At 58.9% G+C, this 19,125-nt stretch carries 19 protein-coding genes and 2 pseudogenes; 11 read left to right on the top strand and 10 right to left on the bottom strand.

The genetic code is table 11. From position 1 onward, the window contains the following. Positions 1 to 60 precede the first annotated feature (60 nt). The 5 genes from dxs to PspR76_RS27205 form a co-directional block, all read right to left on the bottom strand. Positions 61 to 1,959, bottom strand: coding sequence for a 1-deoxy-D-xylulose-5-phosphate synthase (gene dxs, locus PspR76_RS27225; protein ID WP_159960234.1), 1,899 nt, complete (start codon positions 1,957 to 1,959; stop codon positions 61 to 63). 110 nt (positions 1,960 to 2,069) lie between these two features. Next, positions 2,070 to 2,957, bottom strand: a complete 888-nt coding sequence (locus tag PspR76_RS27220; protein WP_159960232.1) for a polyprenyl synthetase family protein — start codon at positions 2,955 to 2,957, stop codon at positions 2,070 to 2,072. Beyond that, the gene (locus PspR76_RS27215) at positions 2,954 to 3,196 is read right to left on the bottom strand and encodes an exodeoxyribonuclease VII small subunit (RefSeq protein WP_003176346.1); all 243 of its coding nucleotides are present in this window, start codon (positions 3,194 to 3,196) and stop codon (positions 2,954 to 2,956) included. The genes PspR76_RS27220 and PspR76_RS27215 overlap by 4 nt, the downstream gene beginning before the upstream one ends. A gap of 115 nt (positions 3,197 to 3,311) precedes the next feature. Then, positions 3,312 to 3,680 carry a MerR family transcriptional regulator gene (locus PspR76_RS27210; RefSeq protein ID WP_159960230.1) on the bottom strand — a complete coding sequence of 123 codons (369 nt, stop codon included), beginning with the start codon at positions 3,678 to 3,680 and terminating at the stop codon, positions 3,312 to 3,314. Beyond that, positions 3,619 to 4,263: an NAD(P)H-dependent oxidoreductase gene (locus tag PspR76_RS27205; RefSeq protein WP_159960228.1), complete on the bottom strand. Its 645-nt coding sequence runs from the start codon at positions 4,261 to 4,263 to the stop codon at positions 3,619 to 3,621. The genes PspR76_RS27210 and PspR76_RS27205 overlap by 62 nt, the downstream gene beginning before the upstream one ends. 207 nt (positions 4,264 to 4,470) lie before the next feature. Here PspR76_RS27205 and PspR76_RS27200 point away from each other — a divergent pair, with 207 nt between their 5' ends. Continuing rightward, on the top strand, positions 4,471 to 5,502 hold the full coding sequence (locus tag PspR76_RS27200; protein WP_159960226.1) for a PDDEXK nuclease domain-containing protein: 1,032 nt from the start codon (positions 4,471 to 4,473) through the stop codon (positions 5,500 to 5,502). A gap of 60 nt (positions 5,503 to 5,562) precedes the next feature. Here PspR76_RS27200 and PspR76_RS27195 read toward each other — a convergent pair whose 3' ends face one another. Next, a complete protein-coding gene (locus PspR76_RS27195) occupies positions 5,563 to 8,730 on the bottom strand; it encodes a hypothetical protein (protein ID WP_159960224.1) in 3,168 nt (1,055 codons plus the stop codon). A 496-nt stretch (positions 8,731 to 9,226) separates the two neighbouring features. Between PspR76_RS27195 and PspR76_RS27190 the strand changes: the two genes are divergently transcribed. The 8 genes from PspR76_RS27190 (at position 9,227) to PspR76_RS27155 (ending at position 15,381) form a co-directional block, all read left to right on the top strand. Then, entirely contained in the window at positions 9,227 to 9,916 is a 690-nt protein-coding gene (locus PspR76_RS27190; RefSeq protein WP_442966727.1) for a YjfI family protein, read from the top strand. Positions 9,917 to 9,933: 17 nt separating this feature from the next. Then, entirely contained in the window at positions 9,934 to 10,632 is a 699-nt protein-coding gene (locus PspR76_RS27185) for a PspA/IM30 family protein (protein ID WP_159960222.1), read from the top strand. Positions 10,633 to 10,725: 93 nt separating this feature from the next. Continuing rightward, positions 10,726 to 11,286 (top strand): rhomboid family intramembrane serine protease, encoded by a 561-nt coding sequence (locus PspR76_RS27180; protein ID WP_159960220.1) that lies wholly within the window; start codon positions 10,726 to 10,728, stop codon positions 11,284 to 11,286. Positions 11,287 to 11,340: 54 nt separating this feature from the next. Continuing rightward, positions 11,341 to 12,375: an ion channel gene (locus PspR76_RS27175; protein WP_159960218.1), complete on the top strand. Its 1,035-nt coding sequence runs from the start codon at positions 11,341 to 11,343 to the stop codon at positions 12,373 to 12,375. Further along, positions 12,362 to 13,036 (top strand): DUF2491 family protein, encoded by a 675-nt coding sequence (locus PspR76_RS27170; RefSeq protein ID WP_159960216.1) that lies wholly within the window; start codon positions 12,362 to 12,364, stop codon positions 13,034 to 13,036. Before PspR76_RS27175 ends, PspR76_RS27170 begins: the two co-directional genes overlap by 14 nt. A gap of 15 nt (positions 13,037 to 13,051) precedes the next feature. Beyond that, entirely contained in the window at positions 13,052 to 13,480 is a 429-nt protein-coding gene (locus PspR76_RS27165) for a DUF350 domain-containing protein (RefSeq protein ID WP_159960214.1), read from the top strand. Positions 13,481 to 13,497: 17 nt separating this feature from the next. After that, the gene (locus PspR76_RS27160) at positions 13,498 to 14,211 is read left to right on the top strand and encodes a DUF1190 domain-containing protein (RefSeq protein ID WP_159960212.1); all 714 of its coding nucleotides are present in this window, start codon (positions 13,498 to 13,500) and stop codon (positions 14,209 to 14,211) included. A gap of 12 nt (positions 14,212 to 14,223) precedes the next feature. Then, entirely contained in the window at positions 14,224 to 15,381 is a 1,158-nt protein-coding gene (locus tag PspR76_RS27155) for a glutathionylspermidine synthase family protein (protein ID WP_159960210.1), read from the top strand. A 124-nt stretch (positions 15,382 to 15,505) separates the two neighbouring features. On the opposite strand, the gene ycaC is transcribed toward PspR76_RS27155, so the two are convergent. Continuing rightward, entirely contained in the window at positions 15,506 to 16,138 is a 633-nt protein-coding gene (gene ycaC, locus PspR76_RS27150) for an isochorismate family cysteine hydrolase YcaC (protein ID WP_053258211.1), read from the bottom strand. A 228-nt stretch (positions 16,139 to 16,366) separates the two neighbouring features. On the opposite strand from ycaC, the gene PspR76_RS27145 reads away from it, so the two are divergent. Next, the gene (locus PspR76_RS27145; RefSeq protein ID WP_159960209.1) at positions 16,367 to 17,131 is read left to right on the top strand and encodes a type IV toxin-antitoxin system AbiEi family antitoxin; all 765 of its coding nucleotides are present in this window, start codon (positions 16,367 to 16,369) and stop codon (positions 17,129 to 17,131) included. Between the two features lie 41 nt (positions 17,132 to 17,172). On the opposite strand, the pseudogene PspR76_RS27140 reads toward PspR76_RS27145, so the two are convergent. Next, positions 17,173 to 17,319 (bottom strand): annotated as a pseudogene (locus PspR76_RS27140) (type II toxin-antitoxin system antitoxin DNA ADP-ribosyl glycohydrolase DarG); the annotation flags it as partial. After that, a pseudogene (locus tag PspR76_RS31375) lies at positions 17,316 to 17,396 on the bottom strand (type II toxin-antitoxin system toxin DNA ADP-ribosyl transferase DarT); the annotation flags it as partial. The pseudogenes PspR76_RS27140 and PspR76_RS31375, both read right to left, overlap by 4 nt. Before the next feature lie 358 nt (positions 17,397 to 17,754). Between PspR76_RS31375 and PspR76_RS27135 the strand changes: the two are divergent. Further along, on the top strand, positions 17,755 to 17,991 hold the full coding sequence (locus PspR76_RS27135) for a DUF6124 family protein (protein ID WP_159960207.1): 237 nt from the start codon (positions 17,755 to 17,757) through the stop codon (positions 17,989 to 17,991). A 303-nt stretch (positions 17,992 to 18,294) separates the two neighbouring features. Here PspR76_RS27135 and PspR76_RS27130 read toward each other — a convergent pair whose 3' ends face one another. Next, positions 18,295 to 19,065 carry a LexA family transcriptional regulator gene (locus tag PspR76_RS27130; RefSeq protein ID WP_159960205.1) on the bottom strand — a complete coding sequence of 257 codons (771 nt, stop codon included), beginning with the start codon at positions 19,063 to 19,065 and terminating at the stop codon, positions 18,295 to 18,297. Between the last annotated feature and the right edge of the window lie 60 nt (positions 19,066 to 19,125).

Below are 19,125 nucleotides of genomic sequence, written 5' to 3'. Positions count from 1 at the left end.
CAGTAAGACCGAGGTGATGCTATCGCAGGCAAGCCAGCTCCCACATTTTTTGGCCGGTTTCTACAGACCCAGCAGTGCCATGCGCTCGCGCACCGAAGCCTCAATCCCGGCTTCATCCAGCCCGCACTCCGCGAGCATCTGCGCCGGCTTGGCGTGTTCAACGTACACATCCGGCAAGCCCAGGTGCAGCACCGACTTGAGGATGTTCTCCCGCGCCAGGAACTCACTGACCGCCGCACCGGCGCCGCCCATGATGGCGTTTTCTTCGACGGTCACCAGCAGCTCATGGCTGGCGGCGATGTCGCGCACAAGGGCTTCGTCCAGCGGTTTGACGAAGCGCATGTCGACCACGGTAGCGTCAATCTTCTCGGCGACTTTCAGCGCCTCGGCCAATTGCACGCCGAACACCAGGAACGCCGTTTTGCTGCCTTGGCGACGTACGATGCCCTTACCGATTTCAATCGGCTCAAGGTCTTTCTCGATCACTGCATTCGGGCCATTACCGCGCGGGTAACGTACAGCGGCCGGGCCGTTGTACAGGTGGCCGGTGCTGAGCATCTTGCGCAGTTCGTTCTCGTCGCTCGGCGTCATCACCAGCATGCCGGGGATGCAGCGCAAGTAGGACAAGTCGAAGCTGCCGGCGTGTGTCGGGCCGTCTTCGCCGACCAGACCGGCGCGGTCGATGGCGAACAGCACGTCGAGGTTCTGCACCGCCACGTCATGCACCAACTGGTCATAACCGCGCTGCAGGAAGGTCGAGTAGATCGCCACGACCGGCTTGGCGCCTTCGCAGGCCATGCCGGCAGCGAATGTCACCGCGTGCTGCTCGGCAATCGCCACGTCGAAATAGCGCAGCGGGAAACGCTCGCTGAACGCCACCAGGTCGGAGCCTTCCTTCATCGCCGGGGTAACGCCCACCAGGCGCGGGTCGGCGGCAGCCATGTCGCACAGCCATTCGCCAAACACACCGGAATACTTCGGCCCGCTGGCTTTTTTCGGCGCGGCGGCGGGGGCGTCCACAGGTTCGAGCTTGGTGATCGCGTGGTAACCAATCGGGTCGACTTCCGCCGGGGCGAAGCCTTTGCCTTTTTTGGTGACGATATGCAGGAACTGCGGGCCTTTGAGGTCACGCATGTTGCGCAGCGTGGCGATCAGGGTGGGCAGGTCATGGCCGTCGATCGGGCCAATGTAGTTCCAGCCCAGCTCTTCGAACAGCGTGCCGGGCACCAGCATGCCTTTGGCATATTCTTCGGTACGGCGGGCAATTTCCCACGCACCGGGCAGGCGCGAGAGCACTTTCTTGCTGCCTTCGCGCATGCTGGCGTAGGTGCGGCTGGAAAGAATTTTTGCCAGGTAATTCGACAGGCCACCGACATTGCGCGAAATCGACATGTCGTTGTCGTTGAGGATCACCAACATGTTGGCGTCCACTTCCGGCGCATGGTTCAGCGCTTCGAACGCCATGCCGGCGGTCAGCGCGCCATCCCCGATCACCGCAATCGCTTTGCGCTCGCTGCCTTGCAGGCGGGCGGCAATGGCCATGCCCAGCGCTGCACTGATGGAGGTACTGGAGTGGCCGACGCCGAAGGTGTCGTACTCGCTTTCGGAGCGGCGCGGGAAGGCAGCCAGGCCGTCTTTCTGGCGCAGGGTGCCCATGCGCTCGCGACGGCCGGTGAGGATTTTATGCGGATACGCCTGATGGCCCACGTCCCACACCAACCGGTCATCCGGGGTGTCGAACACGTAATGCAGGGCGATAGTCAGCTCGATGACGCCCAAGCCGGCACCGAAATGCCCACCGGTCTGACCGACCGTGTAGAGCAATTCCAGGCGCAACTCATCGGCCAGGGTTTCCAGCTCGGCTTCACCCAGTCGACGCAGGCCGTCCGGCGTGGCAGCACGGTCGAGCAGGGGCGTGGACGGGCGCTTGCGGGGAATCTCTTGAAACGTCGTGGGCATCAGGCGAATCGTTATAGGTATAGAAGAGGCGGCAGTTTACCTCAAGCGGTGCAAACTGCCCACGCAGAGCGCCGAACTTGGCCGATATGCGGCTGCAATGGCCGCACTTATCAGTGGCGGCGTTCGACGATATACCGCGCCAAGTCACGCAGTGGCTCAGCCGCCGCGTCGAAAGGTCGCAGGGCATCCAGGGCCTGGTCGCGCAGTTCCAGGGCATACGCCTTGGCCGCTTCGAGCCCAAGCAACGCCGGATAGGTCGGTTTATCGCGGGCGGCATCCGCCCCTTGGCGTTTGCCCAGGGTCGCGGTGTCACTTTCTACGTCAAGTATGTCGTCCTGCACCTGGAATGCCAGGCCGACGGCCCGCGAATAGGTCTGCAGTGCCGCCAATTGTGGCGCTTCGGCACGGCCACTGGCCAGGGCGCCCAGGTGCACAGCGGCCTCGATCAGCGCGCCGGTTTTGTGGCGATGCATATGTTCGAGGGCATGTTGATCCAGCTTGAGGCTGACCGAGCCCATGTCGATTGCTTGCCCACCGACCATGCCGGCCGGGCCTGCGGCCAGGGCCAATGCCGTCACCATGCGCAGGCTGATCTCGGCGTTGACGCTGTTCAAACGCGGGTCCAGCAACGCGCTGAACGCCAGGCTCTGCAAGCCGTCACCGGCCAGGATCGCATAGGCTTCATCAAAGGCTTTGTGGGTGGTCGGCTGGCCGCGACGCAAATCGTCGTCGTCCATCGCCGGCAAATCGTCATGCACCAGCGAGTAGGCGTGAATCAGCTCCACCGCACACGCCGCGCCATTGGCCTGTTCGGCGGGGGCGCCCAGGGCTTCGCACGCCGCGTACGCCAGCAGCGGGCGCACGCGCTTGCCGCCATTCATCACGCTGTAGCGCATGGCCTCATAGAGGCGATTCATTTCGGGGCTTGGCGCAACAAACAAGGGCTCGAGCGCCGCATTCACCCGGGCTTGGCTACTGGCCTGATACGCGTCGATCATTCGGGCTGTTCCGCATCGAAAGGTTCTTCGGCCAACTCCCCGTCACGTTCCAGCAACACCTGGACCTTCTGCTCCGCCTGCGCCAACGCGCTCTGGCAGTCGCGAGTCAGGCCGATGCCTTGCTCAAACGCCGTCAGCGAGTCTTCCAGCGACAACTCGCCGTTCTCCAGACGCTCGACCAGGGTTTGCAGGTCGGCGAGGGATTGTTCGAAATCGAGTGCTACTTTTTTGCGGGCCATGGCGGCTATTCCGGTAGACGGTAAACCGGCGCGACACTAGCAGACATGCGGATTCTGGGCAAATGAGTGGGGCGTCAGTGATCCTCTGTAGAGCCGATTACGCCTCTTATTCGGCTCAGCGCCCACCCGAACACTGCCCCTGCGCGTCGTTGAGCTGCGCTTCAAACGCCAACAACTGCGCCTGCATCCGCTGCAACCCGGCAATCTGCCCGGCCAGTTCCTGCTTTTTGCTGGCGATGGCCTGGTCTGCCCGTTCCCAAGGCAACCTATCACCCTGATGCCCGTGCAAGATCCCTTGCAACTCCTTGAGCTTGAATCCCAACTGCTGGGCGCATTTGATCAACGTCAGCAGTTCGACGCTTTGCGCCGAATAGACCCGATAACGGCCCTCCCGCTGCGGCGCTGGCAGCAGTCCAATCGCCTCATAGTGACGAATCGCCTTGATGGTCGTGCCCGACAGTTGCGCGGCTTTGCCGATGTACATGAAAACTCCCTTTTCCAAATAACCCGCCGGCGTGGGTCAGCCACTTTTGCCGTTGCGCCGGTTTAGAGCCCAGCAACGGGCCGAACATCAACGTCTTGGTCGGCTTGATGCCGCAAAACGCCAGAGTCGTGCTGCGCACCTGATGAATGCCCGGCATGCGATAGACCCAGCGGTAATACCACGGCGGCGTGTCCAGGGTCACCAATAAATGGGCGGTGCGGCCCTGCAGCAGCTTATCCGGGAATGCCTTGCCCTTACGGTATTTGAAGGCAAAGCCGGGTAGGAAAATGCGGTCGATGAAGCCTTTCATCAATGCCGGGATGCCACCCCACCAGATCGGGAAAACCCACGCCAGATGAGTCGCCCAGAGAATATCGGCTTGGGCGCTGAGCAAATCGGGCTCCAAGGCTTGGGGCTGGGTGTAGCCGTTATGCAGGACCGGGTCGAAAGCCAGTCCGCCCAGGCGCAGGACGCGGACCTCGTGGCCGGCGATTTTCGCCGCGTGAATGTAGGTGTCAGCAACGGCTGAGCAGAAACTGGTGCTGGAGGGGTGGCCGAGAATGAGCAAGATGCGCTGAGTCATGGTGCCGAAGCCTGAAAGTGGGCCTTTCAGGGTAGGGTGTGCTGTATAGGGGAGAGTCAAGGCACGGCGCCGCAATGCGCCGATTTGCAAAGGCCAGCAGGACGTTTCTGTGATCTGTGCAAGGCCCTTCCTGAACCGTTCGCAGCCCCTTGTGACAGTAAAAACCACTGACTAGCTTGTGCCCCTCCAGTCAAGAGTGAAACGGGCATGAGCGAAATCTCCATTGGCTTGATCACGCCTCCTTTGGGCTACAGCGACTGGCTGAGCGACCTTAAACTGCGCATCCATACGGCCCAGCAGCGGGCGACGCTGGCGGTGAACCGCGAACTGGTGCTGCTTTACTGGCAGATCGGCCACGATATTCTGACCCGTCAGGCCGCGCAGGGTTGGGGCAGCAAGGTGGTTGATCGCCTTGCCCAAGACTTGCGCGCGGCCTTCCCCAAGATGAAGGGCTTTTCGCCGCGCAACCTCAAATACATGCGCGCTTTTGCCGAGGCGTGGCCGAATGCGGAATTTGTGCAACAGGCTGCTGCACAATTGCCGTGGGGCCACAATGTGGTGCTTCTAGACAAACTCCCCGGCCCCGAAACGCGCCGGTGGTACATCGCCCAGGCAATTGAACACAACTGGTCACGTAACACCCTCGTGATGCAAATCGAGCATCGCCTGCTGGAGCGCAGTGGCAAGGCCGTCAGCAATTTTGAACACCATTTGCCCAAACCCCAATCCGACCTGGCGCGCGAATCGCTCAAGGATCCTTATCGCTTCGACTTCCTCAGCCTGGCTTTGGATGCACAGGAGCGCGATATAGAAAACGCGTTAATCAAGCACGTCACCGACTTTCTGCTTGAATTGGGCGCCGGTTTCGCCTTTGTCGGCCAGCAGGTATTGTTGGATGTTGGCGGTGATGAGTTCTTCGTCGACCTGTTGTTCTATCACCTGAAGCTGCGCTGCTACGTAGTGATCGAACTCAAGACAGGCAAATTCAAGCCTGAACACCTCGGCAAGCTGAGTTTTTACCTGTCGGCAGTGGATGCCCAGCTTAAACACCCGCAGGACGGGCCCACCATCGGCCTGTTGTTATGCAAGAGCAAAAATGAAGTGGTGGCTGAATACGCATTGCGCGACAACAACCGGCCGATCGGCGTGGCGGAATATCAGTTGGTGGAATCGTTACCGGCAGAGCTGCAAACAAGTTTGCCAAGCATTGAGCAGATTGAGCGGGAGCTGGAAGGCTAGGTGCGTATAACGGTTACAGCCTGCCGTTCAGGCCAGGCTGTAACCGTTGAATGGATAAAATCAGGCCCTTTCCTTTTTGCCCGTGTCCATGTCCGTGCTGCCCCACGGCCGCCAGTCATCGGTATGCCGCTCACTGCCGTGCGGCCCGCTGGAGCTGGTGCCGCCTGCCAGGAATTTCTCCCACAGGTTCTTGCTGTCGGGGTCGCTGTCTTTGTGCAGGTACGGCGCCAGACGCGCCAGGGAGCTGCCTTTTTTGTCTGCGGTTTCCTTGAAGTGTTTCCACTCGTCCGACTGGTACTCGAACATCGATTTGTCGTCCGGTGTATCGCGGCCACCGTACATGTAGGTGGCATAACGCGCGTATTCGAGCTTGTCGCCCCAGTCGTCCTTGGTCACGCCGGCGTCGGCGAGGTCCTTGAAGAACTTGCCTTGTGAATCGGTGAGCTTTTGCATTTTGGCGTGCTCGACCGCTTCGGCAATCAGCGTGCCTGCTACCCCGAAGATCACACCGGCCACGGCGAAAACCGGCCCTGCAATGCGGGCGCCGATGGCGAGCCCGCGGACCACGGTTGCGGCAACATCACCGGCCAGCTTCCCAGCCAGGTGAGCACCTTTGGGGGCGAACATCGCGATGGTATTGGCGATCGCCATACCGGTGCCGGACGCACCACCGCCCAGCGTGAAGGCCGCGTCAGTTTTTTCCAGTGCGGTCTTGGCATTTTTCAGTTTGCGCGCGCCGGAAACGATGTCCATCACGCCGCCGGTCAAGTCCAGGCCGGCACCGCCCATAAAGCGCAGGAACGAGCGCCCGGAGGCGATGGCGATTTCGGATTTTGACGCCGGGGTGCCTTTGCCGGGGATGTCCTTGACGCCCATCTGTTCGCCAAGGGATTTGGCGGCGTTGTCGTATTCCTTGACCTCATCGGCCGACAGGTTGCCCACATCGAGTTTCTTCAGGGTTTCGGAAGATTCTTTGACGCGCGTACTGATGGAGGCAGCCAATGCGTCAGATTTTTCCGTGGTTTTCTTGCCCCAGATATCCGGCAGGTTCTCATCGATAAGGCCGAGCCATTCAGTGGCTTTGATTTTCGGCGGACCTTTGCCGTCTTTGTCCACGGCCGGGTCATAGGTTTTAGTACCGCCCAGGGTTTCTACGATGTTCGAACCGAACTTGAGAAAGTCGTTGGTAAAGCTCAAACCGGACACCAGGTCTTTCGCGGCGGCGATTTTCTGGTCGTCGGTCATGTTGCCGCCGCCGTTGGCCAGCTGCAGGGCGCCGCTGACCAGGTTCATCGTGCCGGCCATGGCACTCAGCCCGCCGGTGGAACTGGCGGTGTGCAGCACGGTCTTCAAGGAGCCGGCGGCCGCCTCGCGATTGGCGCCCAGGCCCTTCAATTGGGTGTCGACCACTTTGTCGATGGCTTTCGGGTCGCCGCTGGCGGCAGCGAGGCGAATGGCCGCGGCGATCTGTTTGTTTTCTGCCGGGGTCAGGCCTTTGATATGGCCATCGAGGATGTCGATCTCATCCTTCATCTTCTTGTACATGTCGTAGGCTTTGTCGCCCTTGTCCAGGCCACCCAAAGCGGCGTTGATACCGCCCTTGATCATCGTGAACGAAGCCTTCAGGCCACTTTCGGCATTTTCCGGCGAGACCTTGTCGGGGTTTTCCATGTAGGTGTTCAGCTGGTGCGTCATCATGTTCTGGTCAAACGTCTGACGGCGCGCGGTGTAGCTGTCGGGTTCCAGAATGCGCAGCGACTCGAAATAGCGGTCCACATCCAACTCAGCCGTTTCAGATTTTTTCGGATCGCCCGAGTCGTTCATGGCAATGACATAGTCTTCGAAGTTCAAGTTGGCTTCACGCGTGCCATCCTTGAAGAGTGCCGGGAACACTTGTTCGCGCACTTCATTCAAGCGATCTTCCGACAAACTACCGACACTTTTCTTTAGTTCAGCGTCGTAACGGTCCTTAATCCCTTCCTTGCCCATCAGTGTGGAAATTTCCTTGGCGAGTTTGTCCTCGTCGACCATTTCCTTCACATCTTTGCCATTCAACTTGGTCGGTGTTTTATCGGTCTCACGGTAAGTGCCGCTGCCCAGGTTGATACTTTCCGCGTAGCCGTACAGGTCATAGCCACTGTCCAGCGCGGCCTGGGCGTCCATCAGCTTGACGATCCTGGCTTCATCCGAGTCTTCGGCCAGCTTGCCGCTCTTGATGTCATCGCGGATGCCCTGCACAAAGTTCTCGGCCGTCTGGCCGCCCACGGTCTTGTCGTTGGGCAACTCCATGTCCATCAGCCCTTCGGCGCCGAAGGTCGGGATGTTGTACTTGTCGCGCAGTGCCTGCACATCTTGCGGCTCATCGGGCGGCGCGGCCTTGTCGGAATGGGTGGCGTCTTTGACGTGCATCAGGTCGCCTTTGAGGCTCGAGTAGCCGTACTTGCCGAAATCCTGCAAGCGGCCGGCCTCGGTGCCGTGGCGGGCTTCCTTGTCTTTGGTGAAGCCATCAATGCTGTCGTTGTCTTTATTCCTGGCGTCGATACCGGTGAGCAAGTTGCCGTTTTCATCGAGGCTCACCACGTGTTCCAGCACCTGGGTGGCGCGGTACGCGGCGTCGGCGTCGTTCTCGAAGTCACCCACCTGCTTCTTGAGGTTGTCCTTCACATCGCTCTGGTTGCCAAGGTTTTTCAGCAGCGGCGTGGCGTCGATAATTTCTTTGGCCGAGCGCGTATCACCGTCGGGGCGCTTCTGCTGATCGCCCAAATCCGACTTCACCACCTCGCCGCGCAGGCTCGAATAGCCATACTTGCCAAAATCCTGCAGACGGCCTGCCTCAGTACCATGCCGCGCCTCGCCATCTTTGGTGAAGCCGTCGATGCTGCTGTTGCCGACGTCCTTGCCGTCAGTGAGCTTGCCGTCTTCGTCGATGTATTCGACATGCTCCAGCACCTTGGAGGCGCGGTAAGCCGCATCCGCGTCCTTCTCAAAATCGCCGACCTGCTTCTTCAGATTGTCCTTCACCCCACTCTGATTACCGAGCTTAGCCAGCAGCGGCGTGTCATCAATAATTTGCTGGGCCGAGCGCGTATCACCTTCGGGGCGCTTCTGGCCTTTACCCAACTCATCCTTCGGCGCAGCGGCTTTTTTGACCGATTTTTCCCAGGCAGCGACGGAGCTTTTATTCGTGACCGCAGCGTCCTTTGGGGTCGTTTCTACCTTCGCTACCATGGTACTTCTCCTGATGTAATTGTTGCGCCGGCCACTTTTAAAACGCGCAGGGCCGCACAACTTCCTGGTTAACTACCCGAGGCTGTTTATTGAATAACAAGAGGGCGGCCTTAGTTGGCAGGTCGCTGTGCAAGAATGCTGTGAATTGCAACGTCACGGAACTTAGCACGGACTTTTGCTCAATTCTCAAAGCCTTCACAACAATTCACAACGCCAAGGCTATTTGGGAACATTTATGCAGTAAGACGAGCGCACACAAAAAAGCCCACCGTTCAAGGCAGGCTTATTGTAGAGCGGCCAGGGCTTAGTTTTGGCGGGCCGTCAGCGCTGCATAACCGTTCATCAGGTTGCGATGCTGTCGTGACACCCTTGGGCTAGGGGGGCATTTGGGGCGAGCGGAAACACCAGGAAAAATCTCACGCGTGAGCTATTGAGCGGGCCGAGAATTACCTGTAGATTTTCTCACGCGTGAGTTTTTCACAACGAGGTCAGTACCATGAAAAGCAGCTCTCCATCGAGCCCGCCAGCAGGGCCCGATACCGATTCAGCAAGCCGCAAGGGAGAGCGCTTGAAGTCGCCTGCGAAAAAACCATCGAGCTTTTACATGAAGCAGATGCGCGCGGGCCTGGCAGCCGCCGGTTATGTGAAACACGAGACTTGGGTGCTTCCCGAAAACCGAAGCCTGCTCAAGCAGATGGAGAAACAGCTTCGCCAGCCGATTCTGGCTGGCTCATTCATGTCGGAGAATTTCATGAGCGCAGGTACTAACTGGAATATCGATCGCCTCTTCACAGCGCTTCAGGCTCTGGATGAAGTGGTTTCCAACGACATTACGCTTTCTCTCGTTCAAGGCGCCGAATCCAGCATCAAGTTGGAAATGAACGACTTCGGGGGCTTGCCGATTTACATCGCGGTAGTGGGCGAGCAGATCATCGTGGACACCGTGCTGGTCGACGTCGAGTCCATCAACGACGTAACCGCCTTCAATGACGCGGTGCTGCGCAGCCGGGAAATGTTCCCGTTGTCTTCGATCGGTATCGAGTCCATGCCTAACGGGCAAGTTGTTTACAACATGTTCGGCGCACTGAGTTCCGACTCCAGCCTGACCAACATCGTGACCGAGGTGAAAACCCTGGTTGATAACGTGCAGCGCGCCAGCGAAGCCTTCGAACGTTTCTTCAACTAATTATTCTGGAGTATCCAATGACTCAGTCCATCTGGAGCAAATTGTTCACCGCGCTGCGTGGCGGTGCCAGCGAAGTCGGCGAATCGATCGTTGATCAACAAGCCCTGCGCATCCTCGACCAGGAAATTCGCGACGCTGACAGCGCGCTGGCCAATGCCAAGCGTGAACTGGTGAGCATCATGGCCAAGCACAAGCTGTCGGCTGACCGCGTGGGCGAGTACGACGCCAAGATCAAGGACCTGGAGTCCAAGGCCATGGCCGCTATCCAGGCCAATCGTGAAGACCTGGCCATGGAAGTGGCCGAAGCCATTTCGACCCTGACCAACGAACGTGACGTCGAGCAAAAGCAGGCCACCGAGTTCGGCGGCTACGCCGACGGCATGCGCAAAGACATCACCAAGGCCGAAAGCCGGATCAAAAGCCTGCGCCAGCAAGTGGACATGGCCAAGGCGCGCGAGAGCGTACAAAAGGCTCAGGTCAGCGCGTCCATCGCCAGTGGCGGTGCCAACGGCAAGCTGGAAACCGCCGTCGGTACGCTGAACCGCTTGCAAGCCAAGCAGCAGCAACGCGCCGCTGAGCTGCAAGCCCAGGATGAGCTGGCTGAGGCGTCGACGGGTACCGACCTGGAGCGCAAGTTGCGCGACGCCGGCATCACGCCGGATACAGGCAGCGCCAATGCGATTCTGGAACGCCTGAAGCAAAAGTCAGCCGAGTAAGCATAAACGATAGGGCGAGCAACCGATAACCCGTGGCGAGGGAGCAAGCTCCCTCGCCACAGTGACAGTGTTCCTCTTTATATCGAGTTCAGGATGGACGCCATCAAGGGTTTCAAGACAATCGCAGGCCTGGCCGTCTTTATGGTCGCGCTGCAACTGCTCAATGTAGCCACCGGTTACAGCCTCATGGCATTCGGCCTGATCCCGAGAACGGTGCAGGGGCTGTTCGGCATCCTCGCCTCACCTTTTTTACACGCGTCCTTCGCGCACCTGAGCGCCAACCTGATTGCCTTTTTGGTACTGGGCACCCTGGTCATTGTCGAAGGGCTCAACCGGTTCATCGCCGTCAGTGCGATCATTATTCTGCTGGGCGGCTCGCTGGTCTGGCTGTTCGGTTTTAGCGGCGTACATATCGGTGCCAGCGGCTGGGTATTCGGGCTATGGGCCTACCTGTTGTCTCGCGCCTGGTTCCACCGGAGCTGGAGCAACTTGATCACGGCCGGTGTGGTGGCGGTGCTGTATGGCGGCCTGATCCTTGGCTTTCTGCCGCGCCAGGGGATTTCCTTCGAAGGTCATCTGTTTGGTGCGCTGGCCGGGTTTATTGCGGCCAAGGTACTTCTCTCTACGCCGCGCAGCAGGTTTAATGCCGGGTGAATTCCGAAGCGATGACGTCATCAGGAATCAAGTACCCAGGGAATCAGGGACGACATGTCGATTTTTCTTTTGCTGCGCCTCTACGCCGCCTCCCTCTTTCACCGCTTCGGCTGGGCAGGGCTGCTCATTGCCTTGGGTGTGCACCTGAGCACGGCGTATCTGGGCCTGGTGTTTCTGGGCGAACACCACCTCACCGCGCCCGCCACGTTTATTTACTTCTATCTCACCACCACACTCACCGTCGGCTATGGCGACCTTGCGCCGCAGACCTCGGCGGGGCGAATTTTTGTCGCCACTTGGGTCATGCTCGGGGGCATTGCGCTGCTGACGGCGGCCATCGGCAAAACCACCAGCAGTGTTATTGATGCATGGAGAAAAGGCATGAAGGGCAAAGGCGATTTCACCGGCAAGGTCGGCCACACCGTGCTCATCGGCTGGGAAGGCGCGACCAGCGAACGGGTCATTGAGTTGTTGCTTCAAGACGAAACCTCGAACGATAACCTGATCGTCATTTGCGATTGCACGCTGGACGAAAACCCGATGCCGGGCAAAGCGGCGTTCGTCAGAGGCGAAAGCCTGTCCTCCACCGCGTTACTGCGGCGCGCAGGCGTTCCCGGTGCCGAGCGGGTGCTGGTGCGAACCCCCTCTGATGACCTGACGCTGGCCACCGTGCTGGCGGTGAATCAATTGAGCCCTGTGGGGCATGTGGTCGCCCACTTCAATGAAAGTGAAATTGCCGCACTCGCCAGCTCCTATGCCCCCAGCCTGGAATGCACCTCAAGCATGGCCATCGAAATGTTGGTGCGCGCCTCTCAGGATCCGGGCTCGTCAGTGGTCATCAATGAGCTGCTGTGCGTGGGGCAAGGCGCCACCCAATACCTGATGAAATTGCCCGAGGCCTTTGAGGCAACGTTCGGCGACCTGTACACCCGGATGAAAGAACAGCACAACGCCACCCTCATCGGCTATCGCGCCAAAGGTGCTCAACAACCGTCAATCAACCCGCCTGGCGCCACGCGCGTTGAAGGCGGCGAACTCTTCTATATCGCCTCCACCCGCCTCAAGGAAATCTCCAATGGGATGGTTTAAACAGTTGATGGGGCTTGAGGCCCCGCAAGCGAATACAGAATCGAAATGGACCGCAGGCCAAACCCCGCCGGTCACCGGCCCGTTGGGCCTGGCGCCGGGCAAAGGCGTGATGTTCGACACGAGCCTGAAATTGCTGCTCGATGAGAAAACCACCGTGGTGATCCCCGGCTCCCAGGAGATTTGGGCCAACGGCACTGTTGACCTCGGGCAATCGACCTGGCTGTCGCGCTACTACATGAACGACGAAGATTACTGGCTGCAGGTGCACACCACCGGTGACATCGCCGGGCAGGTCGAGTCGGTGATCCTGTTCAACTACCTCAGTGTCGTCACCCTCAGCAGTGAAGCGGAACTGCGTCGGCTGGCAGGGCCACAAAGCCTGATCGGGCTGCCGACCTACACCCACGACGGCGTTGAATACGCCCGTGTGTGGGGCAGCGAGGCGGGCCAGACAGAACTGGTGGCGATGACCGAGCAGGTGATCAACCCCGAGACCGCCTACACCGTCGAGCACCGTTCGATGCTGTACGCCCGCGACACAGGCCTGACCGATCGTCGAGAATTTTTGCTGTTTTCCGTCGAAGAAGACGCCGAAGGCACCATCAGCCTGAGCACCTCGCTGGGCATTTCGCTGTACATAACCGACCTGAATGCGCTCTAAAAAAGGAAGAAGTCCATGCTAGAAGCTCTCTCCATCTCCCTGAACAAAGCGGCCGTGTTCGGGTTTGTCACCTACATCCTGGGGGCTGCCGTCATCTTCGCGCTGTTCCAGTTCATCTACACCCGCGTCACACCGCACAAAGAGTTCGAACTGATCCGTGCGGGCAACGTGTCGGCGGCGGTCGCCCTGGGCGGTGCCATCATCGGCTTCGCCATTCCGGCCAGCAACGTGATTGCTTACTCGATCAGCATCCTCGACTTCGTCGTCTGGGCGGTGATCGCAGCCGTCGTCCAACTGTTGGCCTTTCTGCTGACCAGCCTGGTGCTCAAAGGCACGTCCGAGCGCATCAAGAACGGCGAACTCGCCGCTGGTATCTACGTGGCCGCCGTGGCCATCAGCGTCGGCATGTTGAATGCCGCGTGCATGACGCCTACCCAGAACTGATCGCCACGGAGCTCCCGATGAAACGAAGCAAGTACGTCCAGCTGTCGCTGGCAGCGTCGGTCGCGATGGCGATATCCGGCTGTGGGCCGACCGAAAAAACCTACGATTTGCAGAAGAAGTACAACTTCCAGTCTGTTCAGCAATGCGCCGATGAAAAGCTGCCGGTGGACGTGTGCTCGGACGCCTACATGACGGCCATGGCCGAGCATCGGCGCATTGCCCCGGTGTACGACAGCCAGGCCGATTGCGATGCCGACTTTGTCGCCAACTGGTGTCAGCAGGACTCCAACGGCAAGTTCATCCCCAAACTGGGCGGTTTCGAACTGACCGCCGCCGGCCAGGTGACGCAATCCCAAGTCGATGCGGCCAACGCGCAAGTCGGCGGCGCCCAAGCGAACAGTGGTGGCTCAGGGTTCTCCACCAGCAGCCTGCTGACCGGCCTGCTGATCGGCAACATGCTCAGCAACAATCGCAACAGCTACCGTTCCGAGCCGGTGTACCGCTACCGCGATGATCGCGGCGATTACGGCTCTTCGACGCTCAACCAGCGGGTCTCGAATGGGGCGACATTCGGCCGGTCCAACCAGGCCAGGTACGGCAGCAGCAATTACACCAACACGCTGCGCTCCTCCAGCAAGCCGGTGTCGGTGGCGTCCTCTACCTCCCGCGGTGGCTTCGGCAGCAAAGCCAGCGCACGCAGCGGCTGGGGCGGCGGCGGGTCGAGCAGTTAAGGAAACCGGGCCATGAAAAAGATCAACTGCGCAGAGCGTCATGACTGGAAACAGACCGCCGACAGCCTCGGCTTTCTGTTCCACACCATCGACGGCGAACCCTACTGGGACGAGCGCGCGTACTACCAATTCACGCTCGCGCAAATCGAGCGCGACCTCGAAGACCCGACCACCGAGATCCATGACATGTGCATGGACCTCGTGGCCCGCGTGGTTCAGAGCGAAGAGCTGCTGGAACGCCTGAGCATTCCCGCGCCGTTCTTCGACATGATTCGAACCTCATGGCTCGAAGGCCACCCGCACTTGTACGGGCGCATGGACTTCTCCTACAACGGCACCGGGCCCGCCAAGCTGCTCGAACTCAACTACGACACGCCGACCAGCCTCTATGAGGCCGCGGCGTTTCAATGGGGCTGGCTGGAACAGTGCATCGAACGCGGCCTGCTGCCCAAGCATGCCGACCAGTTCAATAGCATCGACACCAAACTGCACCAGGCCTTCGCCCAATTGCAGGTCAACCAGCCGTTCTACTTCGCCTCCATGAAAGACTCGGTCGAAGACAAAGGCACCACCGACTACCTGCGCCTCGTCGCGGAAAAGGTTGGCATCGAATCACGTCACATCGACATCGAAGACATCGGCCTCACCAGCGACGGCCGTTTCGTCGACCTCGAAGATCGCTGGATTCCGCATCTGTTCAAACTGCACGCCTGGGAATTCATCTTCCACGAGCCCTTCGGCGCCGCGATTGCCCAGTGCGATACGCAGTTTTTCGAGCCCGCCTGGAAATCCATCCTCTCCAACAAAGGCATCCTGCCGCTGTTGTGGGAATTCAACAAAGGCCACCCCAACCTGCTCGCGTCCCACCTGGATACCGACCCCGGCAAAGCCGTGCCAAAGGGCTGGGTGCGCAAACCGTTCTTCTCCCGCGAAGGCGCCAACATCGAACTGCAAACCGCCGACGGCCTGATCGTAAAAGAAGACGGCCCCTACACCGATGCGCCGTTCATCCTCCAGGAGTTCGCGCCGCTGCCGCGCTTTGGCGACAGCTACACGCTGATCGGGTCGTGGGTGATTGGCGATCAAGCCGCCGGCATCGGCGTGCGCGAAGACAATAGTTTGATTACCAAAGACTCAAGCCGGTTCTTGCCGCACTTGATCCTCGACTGATGATCGCTGATCGTTCCCACGCTCCGCGTGGGAATGCCTCCTGTGACGCTCCGCGTCAGATGGCGAGCGGGCTTGCCCTAATGCTCAAATCAGCAAAGTTCAAATGTGGCAGCCCCCCTCAACCTCAGCCCTGACGCGCCGTCACCGCCGCATACCCATTCATCAAATTCCGATAGTTAGGAATCCGCTGAGACAACAAATTCCCCAACCCTTCCATGTCATTGCGCCAGTCACCCTGCAACTCACACGCCACCGAAAACCAATTCATCAACTGCGCACCCGCCTGCGTCATCCGGCTCCACGCCGCCTGCTGCACCGTGGTATTGAACGTGCCCGACGCATCCGTCACCACAAACACCTCAAACCCCTCCGCCAGCGCCGACAACGTCGGGAACGCCACACACACATCCGTCACCACACCCGCAATGATGATCTGCTTACGCCCAGTCGCCTTGACCGCCTTAACGAAATCCTCGTTATCCCACGCATTAATCTGACCAGGACGAGCGATGTACGGCGCCTGCGGAAACATCTCCTTCAACTCCGGCACCAACGGGCCGTTAGGGCCTTGTTCGAAACTGGTGGTGAGGATGGTCGGCAGGTTGAAGAACTTCGCCAGGTCGGCCAGGGCCAGCACGTTGTTCTTGAACTCGTTGGGGGAGAAGTCCTGCACCAAAGAGATCAGACCGGTTTGGTGGTCGACCAGCAGGACTACGGCGTCGTCTTTGTTCAAGCGGCTGAGGGTTGGAGTGCTCATGGTTGAAATCCTTTTTTTGGTTGGGTTGGGTTAGGCGTTGCGTTCAACATAGGCATAGATTAATGGGTGGGTGGTGGGGGATAAATCGGGTGGGAGGGGTAATACTGTCAACTTAGAGGTGACAATTGCATTTTCGGAATGAAGATCTTGGGCTTTTGCATACGGGTGTTTAGTGTGAAATTGGTTTAATATTTTTGCTAATAATAACCTTATAGGTGCATATAGAGCATGAAAATAAACCATTTGCTGTCTGATTGGCCCGAAGGCGTTGTTGTGGCACAAGCGTGGCTACACGAGCATGGTGTGGGCCCAAGTCTCGTCCAGAAGTACCAACACAGCGGCTGGGTAGAGCGAGTGGGCCATGGCGCGTGGAAGCGCAGCGGCGACAATATTGACTGGCAGGGTGGCCTATTCGCACTACAGCAAGGTGCCACGTTGCAGGTGTGGCCAGGCGGAGCGACGGCGCTGAGCTTGGCCGGTTACAGTCACTACATGACATTCGGCAAGCAGGCGGTCGATTTGTTTGGCACCCAGGGCGCGACGCTTCCTGGCTGGCTGCGTAAATATCCGTGGAACGTTGATATAAACTTCCATCCCGGCGGACTTTTCCCTGCAATGGAAGACATGGCGTTACAACTATTCCAAGTCCCCTACAGCCGGTTTGAGATAAAAATCTCCACCCCGGAACGCGCCGTGCTTGAGCTTATCCATCAAAGTGACAACGAGGTGCTCTTCAGCAGCGTGGCTGATGTGCTCGACGGCTTGGCCACGCTAAGCCCCAAGCGTCTGCAAAATCTGCTTGAAGCGTGCAATTCGATTCGCGTCAAACGCGTTTTCCTCCTGCTTGCGCGCAATGCGGGTCACGCATGGTACGAGCGGCTGGCCCGCTCCAGCATTGATCTAGGCAAAGGCAAGCGGCAAGTCATCCGGGGTGGTCGACTCGATAAAGAGTTTCTTATCACCGTGCCGGAGCGTTTCGCCAATGCCCCTTGATCCACGTTATGCCGCCCAGGTTCGATTGTTGGTGCAGGTCAGGCTGCCGCGTACAAGCGATAATTTTCTGCAAAGCGCTCTTTGAACATCAGCGCGATACCTTTGCCCATCACGCCCACGGTATTCACCGTGTTGATGAGAGCTTTGGTCTTGGCTTCCAAAAGGTTGCCTTGGGTGAACCTGATCATTGGAAATACCATCTTGGACGCGCATGCACAGACAACGTCAGGACTCTAGCGGCAACGTCTCGGTGTATGTGCTCTTTCATTACATAGGTATAGCGCCTAATGCTTGTGCGAATTCGTTGTGCCAGCAGGGCCGGTCCCTTTCATTTGCAGGACGTTTCCTAGAGAATTCCAAGCGCTTGCGCCAGCTAAATCCCGCGACTAGGCTGCGTTCCGTCACTGCATTTTCAGTGATCGGGTTTAGTCGCCCGGATTCGATTGGCGCATAGCAATTCATGAGTCAGGCACCCCTTCGCCTGCATCTTATGGTGGCTGTGCGCAGGGCACCTCCGGGTGCGCCGGGTTCCCAATCGACCGGTCGACTAACCTGCGTACAGCTGCCGCCTTTCGTTTAGTCGCGGGTCGTGGCAGCTCCAAATTATCGATTGGAGTTTTGCTATGGATGATGTTGTTTCGGATTTGACTTCAGCGGCTGCGACAAAGCCATTTACTGTTAATGAAGAGCTGAGCTTTGAAGATGCTTGGGTGCGTGTGGCTGAGTTACTGCAGTGCGCGGTCGCTACGTCACAGTCGCTCGGTGAACCGCTGGGTGCGCCGCATCGGGCAGTGATGCATTTGGTGGAGATGGCGAAGATGGTGGCGGATCGGGCTGTGGAGTGTTTGCAGCTTAAGTGATGTGCCTTGAGAGGCGGGTATCTCGAGATGTGACCCGTCTTTGCTTATCCAATTGTCCAACAGCTGTTTGGACAATTGGTTTGTAATTCTCACGCGCATTAAAAAGCCGGCTTGTGGCCGGCTTCTCGGGGACTGCTTCAGCTTGTTTTTGACAAACCTCACCAGCCTTCAAATCGCTCAGCCCACATCACGTCGGGCTGAATAGTAGGGGCATCTGCGGGAACTCCTCCGCATCGCCGAGCAGGGTGGATAGCGCGAAGCCACCCCCTGCCAAATGTGCGGCGGATGATACCCACATTCACCTCAAATGCCTACCTCCGGGTCCGATTTAGAGCCTTCCCAGCCCAGCAGGTGCTCGTCCAGTGGTACGGGGCGGCGGTTGTTGAGGGTGGACCACCAGAACACCCAGCCCACGATCTGGAAGTTCTGTTCGAAGCGTTGCTCGTAGGTGAGGTATTCGTCGGGGTGTTCGCTGGCGTTGTGGCTGCGCATGCGCAGGCCGCCGCCGGGGCGGTTGTAGAGGTATTTGATGCGCAGCATGCCGTCGTGTTCGACGGCGTAGATTTCGCCGTCGGTGATTTGGCTGCGGCCGCGGTCGATGGCGAGGGTGGCGCCTTGTTGGATGATGTCGATCATGCTGTTGTCGACCATGTAGGCGCCTATGGCGCGGTCGGGGTTGACGTTGAGGGCTTCGAGGGTGTGCAGGGTGACGCGGATGCGTTCGTTGGAGGTGAAGGTGGGGTGGAGGGCGATCTCCACGTCGATTTTTTCCGGGAGGCAGGCGGGGCCTGTGAGGTATTTGCCGCTTTCTTCGCGGGTGCGCAGTCCTTTGGCGGTGTGCGGGCCTTCGAGCAGGAAGTTGGCCGGTGGGTGTTTGAGGCCTTCGCCGGTGCGTAGCCAACGGCTGGAGACGCAGAGCAGTTCTGCGATCTCGTTGAGTCGGCCCATGGGCACGCCGCGTTTGAACCAGTTGTTCACGTGTTGAGGCGTGACACCGCGGTTCTTGGCGAAGTCGGAGGCGGAAAGATGAACTTCCCGTAATAACGCTTTTAGTCGATCACCTGATGTATTCATAAACGCAGAGTTTACTGGCCGGAAAAATACATCAAATAAACTATGCGTTGAATGTCGCGT

This window comes from Pseudomonas sp. R76, from assembly GCF_009834565.1.
Lineage (GTDB): Bacteria > Pseudomonadota > Gammaproteobacteria > Pseudomonadales > Pseudomonadaceae > Aquipseudomonas.
The sequence above is the reverse complement of the archived record's forward strand: the minus strand, read 5'-3'. Positions and strand labels throughout refer to the sequence as shown.